The 13,352-nt window shown below is 54.2% G+C and carries 15 protein-coding genes; 10 read left to right on the forward strand and 5 right to left on the reverse strand.

All coding sequences use genetic code 11. The features are described 5' to 3' along the window. Positions 1–232 precede the first annotated feature (232 nt). Entirely contained in the window at positions 233–892 is a 660-nt protein-coding gene (gene yccA / locus APU11_RS18340) for an FtsH protease modulator YccA (RefSeq protein ID WP_013097244.1), read from the forward strand. Positions 893–979: 87 nt separating this feature from the next. Continuing rightward, on the forward strand, positions 980–1,309 hold the full coding sequence (gene tusE, locus APU11_RS18345; RefSeq protein ID WP_013097245.1) for a sulfurtransferase TusE: 330 nt from the start codon (positions 980–982) through the stop codon (positions 1,307–1,309). Here the strand turns inward: tusE and yccX are convergent. Further along, positions 1,306–1,587, reverse strand: a complete 282-nt coding sequence (yccX, locus tag APU11_RS18350) for an acylphosphatase (protein ID WP_038419045.1) — start codon at positions 1,585–1,587, stop codon at positions 1,306–1,308. The two genes, tusE and yccX, sit on opposite strands and share 4 nt — an antisense overlap. A 92-nt stretch (positions 1,588–1,679) precedes the next feature. Between yccX and rlmI the strand changes: the two genes are divergently transcribed. Together rlmI and hspQ are read left to right on the forward strand one after the other, a co-directional pair. Further along, positions 1,680–2,870, forward strand: coding sequence for a 23S rRNA (cytosine(1962)-C(5))-methyltransferase RlmI (rlmI, locus tag APU11_RS18355; protein ID WP_013097247.1), 1,191 nt, complete (start codon positions 1,680–1,682; stop codon positions 2,868–2,870). 60 nt (positions 2,871–2,930) lie between these two features. Beyond that, complete coding sequence (hspQ, locus tag APU11_RS18360; protein WP_013097248.1) at positions 2,931–3,248, forward strand: heat shock protein HspQ; 318 nt, start codon at positions 2,931–2,933, stop codon at positions 3,246–3,248. A gap of 33 nt (positions 3,249–3,281) precedes the next feature. On the opposite strand, the gene APU11_RS18365 is transcribed toward hspQ, so the two are convergent. Continuing rightward, positions 3,282–3,698: a CoA-binding protein gene (locus APU11_RS18365; RefSeq protein ID WP_020689684.1), complete on the reverse strand. Its 417-nt coding sequence runs from the start codon at positions 3,696–3,698 to the stop codon at positions 3,282–3,284. A gap of 171 nt (positions 3,699–3,869) precedes the next feature. On the opposite strand from APU11_RS18365, the gene APU11_RS18370 reads away from it, so the two are divergent. Together APU11_RS18370 and mgsA are read left to right on the forward strand one after the other, a co-directional pair. Further along, entirely contained in the window at positions 3,870–4,532 is a 663-nt protein-coding gene (locus APU11_RS18370) for a DUF2057 family protein (protein WP_023619904.1), read from the forward strand. A gap of 80 nt (positions 4,533–4,612) precedes the next feature. Next, complete coding sequence (mgsA, locus tag APU11_RS18375; RefSeq protein WP_013097251.1) at positions 4,613–5,071, forward strand: methylglyoxal synthase; 459 nt, start codon at positions 4,613–4,615, stop codon at positions 5,069–5,071. An 83-nt stretch (positions 5,072–5,154) separates the two neighbouring features. Here the strand turns inward: mgsA and helD are convergent, their stop codons facing one another. Further along, on the reverse strand, positions 5,155–7,209 hold the full coding sequence (helD, locus tag APU11_RS18380) for a DNA helicase IV (RefSeq protein WP_038985577.1): 2,055 nt from the start codon (positions 7,207–7,209) through the stop codon (positions 5,155–5,157). A gap of 122 nt (positions 7,210–7,331) precedes the next feature. Here helD and APU11_RS18385 point away from each other — a divergent pair, with 122 nt between their 5' ends. Both APU11_RS18385 and yccS read left to right on the forward strand, forming a co-directional pair. After that, positions 7,332–7,778: a YccF domain-containing protein gene (locus APU11_RS18385; RefSeq protein WP_013097253.1), complete on the forward strand. Its 447-nt coding sequence runs from the start codon at positions 7,332–7,334 to the stop codon at positions 7,776–7,778. A gap of 19 nt (positions 7,779–7,797) precedes the next feature. After that, complete coding sequence (gene yccS, locus APU11_RS18390; RefSeq protein ID WP_014831317.1) at positions 7,798–9,960, forward strand: YccS family putative transporter; 2,163 nt, start codon at positions 7,798–7,800, stop codon at positions 9,958–9,960. Here the strand turns inward: yccS and APU11_RS18395 are convergent. Continuing rightward, a complete protein-coding gene (locus tag APU11_RS18395) occupies positions 9,917–10,543 on the reverse strand; it encodes a TfoX/Sxy family DNA transformation protein (protein WP_038985580.1) in 627 nt (208 codons plus the stop codon). The two genes, yccS and APU11_RS18395, sit on opposite strands and share 44 nt — an antisense overlap. Before the next feature lie 217 nt (positions 10,544–10,760). Between APU11_RS18395 and sulA the strand changes: the two genes are divergently transcribed. Continuing rightward, positions 10,761–11,270, forward strand: coding sequence for an SOS-induced cell division inhibitor SulA (gene sulA, locus APU11_RS18400; protein ID WP_013097256.1), 510 nt, complete (start codon positions 10,761–10,763; stop codon positions 11,268–11,270). 354 nt (positions 11,271–11,624) lie between these two features. After that, positions 11,625–12,680 carry a porin OmpA gene (gene ompA / locus APU11_RS18405; RefSeq protein ID WP_028027914.1) on the forward strand — a complete coding sequence of 352 codons (1,056 nt, stop codon included), beginning with the start codon at positions 11,625–11,627 and terminating at the stop codon, positions 12,678–12,680. A 63-nt stretch (positions 12,681–12,743) separates the two neighbouring features. Here the strand turns inward: ompA and matP are convergent, their stop codons facing one another. Further along, positions 12,744–13,196 carry a macrodomain Ter protein MatP gene (gene matP, locus APU11_RS18410; RefSeq protein ID WP_013097258.1) on the reverse strand — a complete coding sequence of 151 codons (453 nt, stop codon included), beginning with the start codon at positions 13,194–13,196 and terminating at the stop codon, positions 12,744–12,746. Positions 13,197–13,352: the final 156 nt, after the last annotated feature.

Genomic DNA, 13,352 nt, shown 5'->3' on the forward strand with positions numbered 1-13,352 from the left:
AATAACTCTTAGCGGCCTTATGGTAATAAGGCAATATTTTTCAGTAACCTATAAGAGCTTGATCTGATTAATTGTGCCAAACCGCTGTTCATACTGATGAAACGTCTTTTTGCAGAAGAAATAACCAGCTCCGGCGCTAACCTGCTGAGTAAAGATGGGTAAAACCACTTTGAGACTGGCGCGCCGTTTCCTATTCTTTCCGTTAATTACATCTGTCATAAGAGAGTGACTCATGGATCGTATAATTACTTCCTCACGCGACCGCACATCGCTACTCAGCACCCACAAGGTGCTGCGCAATACGTACTTTATGCTCAGCCTGACGCTGGCGTTTTCGGCGATCACCGCCACCGCCAGCACCGTGCTGATGCTGCCGTCTCCGGGGCTGATCCTGACGCTGGTGGGGATGTACGGTCTGATGTTCCTGACCTACAAAACCGCTGACAAACCGGTCGGTATTCTTTCCGCGTTCGCCTTTACCGGCTTCCTGGGTTATATCCTGGGGCCAATCCTGAACGCATACCTGTCTGCCGGCATGGGTGATGTGATCGGTATGGCGCTGGGCGGCACCGCGCTGGTCTTCTTCTGCTGCTCCGCCTACGTGCTAACCACCCGAAAGGACATGTCCTTCCTCGGCGGTATGCTGATGGCAGGTATCGTGGTGGTGCTGATTGGTATGGTGGCTAACATCTTCCTGCAGCTCCCTGCCCTGCACCTGGCGATTAGCGCGGTGTTTATCCTGCTGTCATCCGGCGCGATCCTGTATGAAACCAGCAACATCATTCACGGCGGTGAGACCAACTACATCCGCGCCACCGTGAGCCTGTATGTGTCGCTGTACAACATCTTCGTCAGCCTGCTGAGCATCCTGGGCTTCGCCAGCCGGGATTAAGCCAGAGTGTTGTGTACCGAGCCCCGCTTATGCGGGGCTTTGTTTTTTGGTACACTGCGGCGGTTTTTGACTGATGCGTGAATAACTATGTTGAGCTTTGAAGGTAAAGAGATCGAAACCGATAACGACGGTTATCTGAAAGACAGCCACCAGTGGAGCGAGGCGCTGGCGGAAGTGATTGCAGAAAAAGAGGCGATCGCGCTCTCCCCTGAGCACTGGGAAGTGGTGCGCTTTGTGCGCGAGTTCTATCTCGAATTCAATACCTCTCCGGCTATCCGGATGCTGGTTAAAGCCATGGCCAATAAATTCGGTGAAGAGAAAGGCAACAGCCGCTATCTGTATCGTCTGTTCCCGAAAGGCCCGGCCAAACAGGCCACCAAAATTGCCGGCCTGCCTAAACCGGTGAAATGCATTTAGTAGCGAATACCGAAGTTCATGTATTCCCGGCCGGGTTGATGCGGTTCGGTTAAGACCTTATCAACCCGGGCACTGCGCGGCCCACCCGCTTTCAGCCACGCCAGCAGTTTTTCAACCTGCTCTGCCTCGCCACAGGCGACCACCTCAACGCTGCCATCATCCATGTTTCGCGCATATCCCGTTAGCCCAAGCTGAACGGCCTCGCGCTGCGTGCTGTAGCGAAAGCCCACGCTCTGAACGACGCCGTGAACCCAGGCGATAGTGCAGACTTTTGACATCTTCCTTCTCCTTATCCGTCTGGCGCGTTGCATTTCCCCGGCGAACTCGGGAAAATGGCGGCCATTTTCTTGAATCGACAGAATAGCAAATTATGAGTGTACGTTTAGTGTTGGCCAAAGGGCGCGAGAAGTCATTACTGCGCCGTCATCCCTGGGTCTTTTCCGGCGCGGTTGCCCGTATGGAAGGTAAAGCCAGCCTCGGTGAAACCATTGATATTGTTGACCATCAGGGGAAATGGTTAGCACGAGGCGCCTACTCGCCAGCCTCCCAGATCCGCGCGCGCGTCTGGACCTTCGACAAAGATGAAACCATCGATATCGACTTCTTCGTGCGTCGTTTGCAGCAGGCGCAGCAGTGGCGCGACTGGCTGGCCAAACGCGATGGTCTGGACAGCTACCGCCTGATTGCCGGAGAGTCCGACGGTCTGCCGGGCGTGACCATTGACCGCTTCGGTAACTTCCTGGTTCTGCAGTTACTGAGCGCTGGGGCGGAATACCAGCGCGCCGCGCTGATAAGCGCCCTGCAGTCTCTGTTCCCGGAGTGCGCCATCTATGACCGCAGCGATGTGGCTGTGCGTAAAAAAGAGGGAATGGAACTGACCCAGGGTCCGGTGACCGGCGAACTGCCGCCTGCCCTGCTGCCTATCGAAGAACACGGCATGAAGCTGCTGGTGGATATTCAGGGTGGTCATAAAACGGGCTATTACCTCGACCAGCGTGACAGCCGTCTGGCCACGCGTCAGTACGTTGCCGACAAACGCGTGCTCAACTGCTTCTCTTACACCGGCGGCTTTGCGGTATCGGCTTTAATGGGCGGCTGCGCGCAGGTGGTGAGCGTGGATACGTCTCAGGAAGCGCTGGATGTGGCAAAACAGAACGTCGAGCTGAACAAGCTGGATCTGAGCAAAGCCGAATTCATTCGCGACGACGTCTTCAAACTGCTGCGTAAATATCGCGATCAGGGTGAGAAGTTTGACGTTATCGTGATGGATCCGCCTAAGTTTGTGGAGAACAAAAGCCAGCTGATGGGTGCCTGCCGCGGCTATAAAGATATCAACATGCTGGCCATTCAGCTGTTGAACCCAGGCGGCGTGCTGCTCACCTTCTCCTGCTCTGGACTGATGACCACAGATTTATTTCAGAAAATCATCGCCGATGCCGCAATAGATGCTGGTCGTGATGTACAATTTATAGAGCAGTTCCGTCAGGCAGCCGATCACCCGGTGATCGCTACCTACCCGGAAGGGCTGTATCTGAAAGGGTTTGCCTGTCGCGTCATGTAACTTGAAAAGAGAAATATTGCCCGCACATAGAGTGTAAGTAGTGTTTCCCGGGAGGTGACTATGATTGCCAGCAAATTCGGTATCGGCCAGCAGGTCCGCCACACTTTGCTCGGGTATTTGGGTGTGGTCGTGGATATCGACCCGGAGTATTCCCTTGATGAACCGTCGGCGGATGAGCTGGCGGTGAACGCAGAGCTTCGCGCCGCACCCTGGTACCATGTGGTGATGGAAGGTGATGATGGACAACCCGTCCATACTTATCTTGCTGAGGCGCAGCTAAGCAGTGAATTGCAGGATGAGCATCCGGAGCAACCCACGATGGATGAACTGGCTCAGACTATCCGCAAACAGTTACAGGCTCCGCGCCTGCGGAACTAAGCGTGTAAAAAAAGCCCGATAACGGGCTTTTTTTTATGACTTTGTCAGCCCCAGCCGGGGGATTTCAATCGCCGGACAGCGGTCCATCACTACCTTCAGCCCCGCCTCGCGCGCCAGCACCGCAGCCTGTTCGTTAATAACGCCTAACTGCATCCACAGCGTTTTCGCACCGATGGCAATGGCCTCCTGCGCCACGCCCCATGCAGCCTCGGAATTACGGAACACATCCACCATATCCACCTTTTCCGGTACGTCGTTTAGCGTGGCGTATCCTGGCTGGCCCAGCAAGGTCTTACCGGCCACTTTTGGTGACACAGGGATAACATGGTAGCCCTGATCGAGAAGGTACTTCATTACCCGATAGCTTGGACGATCCGGTTTATCGCTCGCCCCCACCAGCGCAATGGTGCGTGTGGACGTCAAAATCTCGGCAATATCATTCTCTTTCATGCTTTTCCTCCTGGCTTTTTAACAAGTGTATGTCAAAGCGCACATCTCAACCATCCATCCCATACAGATGTATGAGAGCAAAAGGCCAGAATATGTCTATATGTTAGTAAACATGATTATCGACAAATTTAGATACATTATCGCGGTAAGCGAACGTAAACAGGAGCCCCTATGAAAGCCGGCCTTGCCACTGCTGTGATTGCGTTAGTGATGCCGGTTTGCGTTTTTGCAACCACGCTGCGGCTTTCTTCTGACATTGACCTGCTGGTGCTGGACGGGAAAAAAGTCTCCAGTTCGTTATTACGCGGTGCCGACAGCATCGAACTGGATAACGGCCCTCATCAGGTGGTGTTCCGGGTGGAAAAAACCATCCGCCTTGCTAATCATGAACAACGAACGTACCTCTCTCCTCCGCTGATTATGAGCTTTAACACCCAGCAGGTAAGCCAGGTGAACTTTACGTTGCCGCGTCTGGAAACAGAAAAAGAGTCGGCGACGTTTGACGCCTCGCCGCGTGTGGAACTGGTGGATGGCGATGCCACCCCGATCCCGGTGAAGCTGGATATTCTGGCGCTGACGTCGTCATCGACGGGCACAGATTATGAGGCCGCAACGCAAGCCTATAACAAAGCGGGTAAGCGCGCCTCGCTGCCCCGGTTTGCCTCCATGATGGCTGACGACAGTACACTGCTGTCCGGCGTCTCAGAGCTGGATGTGATCCCCCCTCAATCCCAGACGCTGACAGAACAACGCCTGAAATTTTGGTTTCAGCAGGCCGATCCCGACACGCGAGCCCGCTTTTTACAGTGGGTGAAGCAACAACCTTCGTCGTAAGCCACATTTTTTTCGCCTTTCTCTTGCAGCATCAGGCGGTTCCCGTCATCGTGTAGCCAGTTAACCTGATGGATATGATTATGGAACTGACAACACGCACATTACCGGCACGCAAGCACATTGCGCTGGTTGCGCACGATCACTGTAAACAAATGCTGCTTAACTGGGTTCGTCGCCATCAGTCCTTGCTGGAAAAGCACGCCCTCTCGGCGACGGGCACCACCGGTAACCTTATCCACCGCGAAACGGGTCTGGAGGTGAACGCCATGCTGAGCGGCCCGATGGGTGGCGATCAGCAGGTGGGCGCACAGATTTCTGAGGGGAAAATTGATGTTCTGATCTTCTTCTGGGATCCGCTGAATGCGGTTCCGCATGACCCGGACGTGAAAGCGCTGCTGCGTCTTGCCACCGTCTGGAATATTCCGGTGGCGACAAACCTGTCGACGGCGGATTTCATCATTGAATCACCGCAGTTCAACTCGCCGGTTGAAATTCTCATCCCGGATTATCAGCGTTATCTTTCCGAGAGACTGAAGTAGCGTTATGCCCGGCGGCGCTACGCTTGCACGGGCCAACGAGTTTTGTCGGCCGGGTCAGGCGAAGCCACCACCCGGCAATCCCGCTACGGCTTGCGCGCCACCGGCACATCAATACTCTTCAGAATATCGACAAATACTGACGGCTCCTCTTTGTTGAACAGCAGCCACACGCGATGACGCGCGCGGGTGATCGCCACGTACAGCAAACGCCGCTCTTCGGCATCCGGGAAATCCTCCGGTACCGGCAGTAATGCTTCTTCCATCACCGACTCACGGGCAGGGGCCGGGAACCCATCGCTCCCCTCTTTCAGCCCGACCACAATGACGTAATCGGCCTGCTGGCCTTTGCTTGCGTGGATGGTCATAAAATCAAGCTGCAGCTTCGGCCAGCGAGTCGCCGCCTTCTCCAGCGCCGCAGGTTTTAGATGGTGATAACGCGCCAGTACCAGAATACGTTCATCTGGCTTTGCGTAGCCGCTGAGTTTGTCCAGCAGCGGCTCAAGCTGGTCTTCCGCCAGCAGGGTTACGGCTTTTTTATCTCCCGCCCTCAGGCTATTAAGCGGCTTGGCCAGCTGATGGGGGTTCTGCTGAATAAAGCGGTTCGCAATTTCGCCAATTCGGGAGTTAAAGCGGTAGGTAGTATCCAGATCGCTGCGATCGCCTTCGCCAAAATAGTGATGGAACGCGGTGGTCAGTGAAAGCTGCGCGCCGCTAAAGCGGTAGATGGCCTGCCAGTCATCCCCTACGGCAAACAGAGAGGTATGTTTATTTTGCGCCCGTAACGCCGAAAGCAGCGCGGCACGCTGCGGAGAGATATCCTGGAACTCATCAACCAGAATATGTTTCCACGGGCTGACAAAGCGTCCCTTCTCCAGAATGATGATGGCCTGATGGATCAGGCCTGAGAAGTCGACGGCGTTTTCCTCCTTCAGCGCCGTTTTCCAGGCTTTCAGCAGCGGCGCCATCAGTTTGACCCGCTTTGAAAAAAGCGCGCGGATGTCCTCCGGCGCACTCTCAATCATCTCAGCCTGCGTTCCACCGTGCATGCGCATCAGGCTCACCCAGCGGTCGAGACGCGAGCCAAGCCGTCGCGCCAGCTTTTCATCCTGCCAGAAACTGCCTTCCGGCACGTCCCAGTTGAGCTCGTCTTCCAGCCATTGTCGCCACCCTTTCGCCTGCGCTTTTTTCTCGCTGCACTGCTGCCGCCACGCCTTAATAAACAGGGCCTGACGCGCCTGGGTGTCGTTTTCCAGTTTACTTATGGAAGGGACTTTTTTGCTGCCCTGCTGAATGATGTGCAGGGCAAGGGCATGGAAGGTTCGGGCGGTAATATCCCGGGTGTGCAAACGCTCCTGAATGCGTTCGTCCATCTCCTGCGCCGCCTTGCGACCAAACGCCAGCAGCAGGATCTGATCGGCGACGGCCTCGCCCGTTGTCAGCAACCACCCCGCCCGCGCGACCAGTACGGACGTTTTGCCGCTCCCGGCCCCCGCGAGCACCAGCAGCGATTGTTCGCCGTTAACCACGGCGCGAGCCTGGGCAGGATTCAGCGGCGACGACTCCACCGTACTGAAGAAATCGGCATAGCGGGTGAGCATTTCGTCAGTCCACGCCTGGTTATGCGCCAGCCGGCTCTTGTCTGCGTCGCTCAGCCAGGCCTGACACTGTCGCCAGGCGTCACGGCAATTATCAAACTCATTGAGACGCGTCACCGGTAACGGCAGCGCCGTCAGCGCCTGCCTGATTTTTTGCTGCAGACCGGCGGTCTGCTGACGGGTCAGCCACGTTTGTTGGGCATTACTCTGCGCGATATCACTCAGCACCTGCTGCAGGACCTGTGCGGCTATCACGCTCATATCGTGACTCCACTGCTGCCAGAGCTGGTTCAGATGATGATGAAAACGCTGGGTTTCGCCCCACTCCGTACCGTGAAGACGTACGACTTTATCTGCAGGGAGCACAAACTCCAGTTCGCCCCATACCAGCCCGCGTTTGCAGTGGATGGCCAGGAGTTGATTGAACGGAATGAGGTATTCGTGGCGTTCACCGGAGACCTTTACTCCCGCGTTGAGGAGGACAACCTTGTCGTAAGGGTGTTGCGCCAGGCGTTTGCCCATTGAAGTTGCTTTCAGTTCCATATCCAGCCGGATCCACGAAGAGATGATTGCCTGATAGTTTAACTGCCAGTTTTAAGGTGCTCCAGCCTAAAAAAACGTTACAATCATTGGGCGTTAATTTTATCGAAAGGAAGTGAGGGTTTATGCGTACCGTTCTGAATGTGTTGAATTTTGTGCTGGGCGGTTTTGCCACCACCCTTTCCTGGCTTTTTGCCACCCTGGTGAGCATCGTCCTGATTTTTACGCTTCCCCTGACCCGCTCCTGCTGGGAAATCACCAAACTCTCCTTTATCCCTTACGGGAATGAAGCGGTTCACGTTGACGAACTGAACCCGGAGAATAAAAGCGCGCTGATGAACACGGGCGGAACCGTGCTGAACATTCTGTGGCTGATTTTCTTCGGCTGGTGGCTGTGCGTAATGCATATTTTTGCCGGTATTGCGCAGTGCATCACAATCATTGGTATTCCGGTGGGGATCGCGAACTTTAAGATCGCCGCCATCGCTCTGTGGCCTGTCGGGCGCAGGGTAGTTCCGGTCGAAGTGGCCCAGGCGGCGCGTGAAGCGAATGCACGTCGTCGTTTTCAGTGATTAAGGACTGGCCGCGTCTATGCTAAGCCCACTGCTTCGCCGTTACACCTGGAACAGCTCCTGGCTCTATAACGTCAGGATTTTTATCGCACTTTGCGGCACGGTTGCGCTGCCGTGGTGGCTGAACGATGTCAAGCTCACCATTCCGCTCACGCTGGGGGTGGTTGCGGGAGCGCTGGCGGATCTCGACGATCGCCTTGCCGGGCGTCTGCGCAACCTGGTCATCACCCTTGTCTGCTTTTTTATTGCCTCCGCGTCCGTGGAGTTGCTGTTCCCGTGGCCGTGGCTGTTTGCTTTAGGCCTTACGCTTTCCACCAGCGGGTTTATTTTGCTGGGTGGGCTGGGGCAGCGCTATGCCACCATCGCGTTTGGCGCCCTGCTGATTGCCATCTACACCATGCTGGGGGTGTCACTTTACGACCAATGGTATCAGCAGCCTGTACTGCTGTTGCTGGGGGCCATCTGGTATAACCTGCTGACGTTAACCGGCCATCTGATCTTCCCGGTTCGTCCTCTGCAGGATAACCTTGCCCGCAGTTACGAGCAGTTGGCCCACTATCTTGAGCTCAAATCCCGGCTGTTTGACCCGGATATCGAAGAGGAGAGCCAGGCTCCGCTCTACGATCTGGCTCTGGCGAACGGCCAGCTTGTCGCCACGCTTAACCAGACAAAAGCGTCGCTGCTTACCCGGCTTCGCGGCGACCGTGGCCAGCGAGGGACGCGCAGAACGCTGCACTATTACTTTGCCGCTCAGGATATTCATGAACGCGCCAGCTCGTCTCATGTTCAGTATGCGGCCCTGCGCGAGAAGTTTCGCTACAGCGACGTTATGTTCCGCTTCCAGCGTCTGCTTTCCATGCAGTCCCAGGCGTGCCAGCAGCTGGCGCGCTCCATTCTGCTGCGCACGCCTTATCAACACGATCCACGCTTTGAACGCGTGTTCAGCCATCTTGATGCGGCAATTGACCGCGTGCGAGCCAGCGGAACGTCGCCGGAGCACATTAAAGCGTTGGGATTTTTGCTCAATAACCTGCGGGCGATTGATGCTCAGCTGGCAACGATTGAGTCTGAACAGGCCATGGCGCTGCCGGGCAATGAGGCGGACAGTCAGCTCGCGGATGACAGCGTGCACAGTTTTAGCGATATGTGGCTCCGGCTAAGCCGAAACTTTACGCCGGAATCTGCCCTGTTTCGCCATGCGGTACGCATGTCGCTGGTGCTGTGCGTGGGCTACGCCTTTATCCAGATCACCGGTTTACACCACGGGTACTGGATCCTGCTGACCAGCCTGTTCGTCTGCCAGCCGAACTATAACGCCACCCGACACCGCCTGGCGCTGCGTATTATCGGCACGCTGGTGGGGGTCGCAATCGGGCTACCGGTGCTCTATTTTGTGCCCTCGGTGGAAGGCCAGCTGATCCTCATCGTAATCACCGGGGTGCTGTTCTTCGCCTTTCGTAATGTGCAGTACGCCCACGCGACGATGTTCATCACCCTGCTGGTGCTACTCTGCTTTAATCTGCTGGGCGAAGGGTTTGAAGTTGCCCTGCCCCGCGTGATCGATACGCTGCTCGGCTGTGCTATCGCCTGGGCGGCAGTGAGTTTTATCTGGCCCGACTGGCGTTTTCGTAATTTGCCGCGCGTCCTGGACAGGGCGATGAATGCCAACTGCCGCTATCTGGATGCCATTCTTGAACAGTACCACCAGGGACGCGATAACCGTCTGGCTTACCGCATTGCCCGACGTGATGCGCATAACAGCGATGCTGAACTGGCTTCCGTAGTCTCTAATATGTCAACGGAGCCGCGCGCCACGGCAGAAATTCGTGAAACGGCTTTCCGCCTGCTGTGCCTGAACCATACCTTCACCAGCTATATCTCAACGCTCGGTGCCCACCGCGAAAAACTGACAAACCCGGGCATCCTTGCCTTGCTGGATGATGCTGTCTGCTATGTCGATGATGCGCTACATCACCGCCCAGCCGATCAACCGCGTGTCCAGCAGGCGCTGGATGAACTGGCTCAACGGATTGCGCATCTTGACCCAGGAAACGACAGCAAAGCGCCGCTGGTTCTCCAGCAGATTGGTCTGCTTATCGCTCTGCTGCCAGAAATTTGCCGACTGCAACAGCAAATCGCTACCTGGAGGAGCGATTCTCCTGTGGCTCAGGCAGCGCATTAAACCACTCCGTCAGCTCCCGGCGAATTTCCGCCGGGAGTGCCGCTTCATGCAGGCCTTCAATCGCCCCTTCCAGGGCAAACAGTACTTTGATACTGAGCGCTTTATTTTTTGCCCGCAGCTTTAGCCAGCTCGTTCTGGCTCCCAGCGACCGGAGGGTATCTTCGTTGGTAATCCCGGCTTCACAGAGCAGCACTTCCAGCTGAAAAGTCAGGTTGGGCAGATCCTTTAGCCGGTTTCGCTGGTAGCGTTGTATGCGCTCTTTACGCGCGGCATTAAGCGCGTAAGAGGAAAGCTGAAGCAGCCGCTCCCTGTCCTGCCAGAGACCGTCATCCACACGATAATAGTTGAGAAGGATCGGCCGGCCGCGTTTCATTAAGGTCAAAAAGGAGGATCCGTTTTTTACATAGTACTTCGCACTTTCCTCACAGGCGCGAAGGTAAAGCTCACCGTCTGACACCATGGCAAACACCGCCTCATCGACGGCCAGGGTATAGCCACCAAAAAGCGCACGATGATGAATTTCTCCTAATGGAGAGAGGTATTCCTGGGATTTATAAATCCGTTCATAAGATATCTTTTTCATGATATTTCCATTAAAAATCAGATATTAACGACGACATTTCTTACTAACGGATCCGTTAACAGGAAAATAGGCAACTTATTGCCGATGAGCAAGATGATTTTTTCAGGTTCGCCAGGAATGAATGAATTTTGCGAGTCGCTTTCCGAAATTGAGGTTGATCTTTATGCATACAGGGGTTACTGTATATTCATACAGTAACTACAGGGCTGGAATGATTATGTACACTTCAGGCTATGCAAATCGCTCAACATCTTTCTCTTCTACCGCTGGCGATGTCGCACAGAACGCCGTCGGGCGTGTTTCGACAGGGCTTATCAGTGAAGTGGTTTATCGTGAAGACCAGCCCCTGTTGACCCAACTTCTGTTACTGCCGCTCTTGCAGCAGCTTGGTCAGCAATCGCGCTGGCAGCTCTGGCTGACGCCGCAGCAGAAACTAAGCCGGGAATGGGTTCAGTCTGCAGGCCTGCCGCTGACGAAGGTCATGCAAATTAATCAACTCTCTCCTTGCGATACGGTTGAGTCGATGATCCGGGCATTACGTACAGGGAATTACAGCGTGGTGATTGGATGGTTATCAGACGAATTGACGGAGCAGGAACATTTTCGCCTCACCGAAGCGGCAGAAGAAGGCAATGCGATCGGCTTTATCATGCGCCCGGTTCGCCAGGATTCTTACCGCAGAGGACAACTTTCAGGGCTAAAAATTCACTCAAATTTGTATCACTGAGCAAATTTAAGAGTTTTCCTGGAATTTTTTTCGACCTTAAGATGCGCTTTTAGTTCCATCGTCCAAAACGGCGGCAAGGCTTGTCTGGTGCGGTTCTTCTTAATTTTATTGCACAAATTTCGTTCAGAAATTGTTAAATAATCGGTATACGGAACTTTTTTTTTCATATGCCTGACGGACTTCACACTTGTAAGTTTTCAGCTACGTTGTAGACTTTACATCGCCAGGGGTGCTCGGCCTAAGCCGAAGATATCGGTAGATTTATATTTGACCACGCCCCCCGGTGAAGGATTTAACCGTGATTCTCGATTGAGATTTTCATGGCGAATTTTGGATGATAACGAGGCGCAAAAAATGAAAAAGACAGCTATCGCGATTGCAGTGGCACTGGCTGGCTTCGCTACCGTAGCGCAGGCCGCTCCGAAAGATAATACCTGGTATGCAGGTGGTAAACTGGGCTGGTCTCAGTTCCACGACACCGGCTGGTACAACAGCAGCCTGAACAATGATGGCCCGACTCACGAGAGCCAGCTTGGTGCAGGTGCGTTCGGTGGCTATCAGGTTAACCCGTATGTTGGCTTTGAAATGGGTTACGACTGGTTAGGTCGTATGCCATACAAAGGCGACACCGTAAACGGCGCTTTCAAAGCTCAGGGCGTTCAGCTGACCGCTAAACTGGGTTACCCAGTAACTGACGATCTGGACGTGTACACCCGTCTGGGCGGCATGGTATGGCGCGCTGACTCCAGCAACAGCATCGCTGGCGACGACCACGACACTGGTGTTTCCCCAGTATTCGCTGGTGGCGTTGAGTGGGCTATGACCCGTGACATCGCTACCCGTCTGGAATACCAGTGGGTTAACAACATCGGTGACGGTGCTACCGTTGGTGTTCGTCCAGACAACGGCATGCTGAGCGTAGGTGTTTCCTACCGTTTCGGCCAGCAGGAAGATGCAGCACCAGTTGTTGCTCCAGCGCCGGCTCCAGCTCCAGAAGTACAGACCAAGCACTTCACTCTGAAGTCTGACGTTCTGTTCAACTTCAACAAAGCGACCCTGAAACCAGAAGGTCAGCAGGCACTGGATCAGCTGTACACCCAGCTGAGCAACCTGGATCCTAAAGACGGTTCTGTAGTGGTTCTGGGCTTCACCGACCGTATCGGTTCTGACGCTTACAACCAGAAACTGTCTGAGAAACGTGCTCAGTCTGTTGTTGATTACCTGATCTCTAAAGGTATCCCAGCTAACAAGATCTCCCCACGTGGTATGGGCGAATCTAACCCAGTTACTGGCAACACCTGTGACAACGTTAAAGCTCGCGCTGCTCTGATCGACTGCCTGGCACCAGATCGTCGCGTAGAGATCGAAGTTAAAGGCGTTAAAGACGTTGTAACTCAGCCAGCGGCTTAAGTTATCGTCTTATAAAAAAACCCCGCGATGCGGGGTTTTTTATTATCTGAAGAAACTCAAAAGTTATTTTTTACCCAGCAGCGCCTGAAGATCGTTCTTCAGCGTAGACATCTGGTTGGCGTATTTTTCTTTATGCTCGGCATCTTCAATCAACTGCACCACCGTTTCTGACAACGTTTTTCCCCGCCGTTGCGCAAGCCCTGCAAGACGCTGCCAGACCATGAATTCCAGGTCGATGGATTTTTTACGGGTGTGCTGATGCTCAGCATTAAAATGCCGTTTGCGTCGTGCGCGGATAGTTTGCTTCATCCGGTTCAACAGTGCCGGATTGATATGTTTCTCAATCCAGCCATTCACCTGTACCGGTTCATTTTCGAGGGTCAGCAAAATATCCACGGCCTCTTGTGCGGCGCTGGCTTCGATGTAGCAGGTAATCAGCTCCCCTTCTCGGTGCTTCTTGACCAAGTACTTCCATTTCCAGCCGCTTTCGAGATTTTCCAGTTGTTGATATTTCATTGCGATCTCAGTGTTACCACGTAACTCTGTTCAGAATATCAGTTTTTTAGCAATCTGCTGAAAAGAAATCATATCCTGTGAAGCATTGCAGGCGATTCGCTTCCCGAAAACCCCAATCCTGCTTGGGAAGAGCCCCCCGCTTACGGTATACTCCAC

The organism is Enterobacter sp. 50793107 (assembly GCF_001463365.1).
Taxonomy (GTDB): Bacteria; Pseudomonadota; Gammaproteobacteria; order Enterobacterales; family Enterobacteriaceae; genus Enterobacter; species Enterobacter cloacae.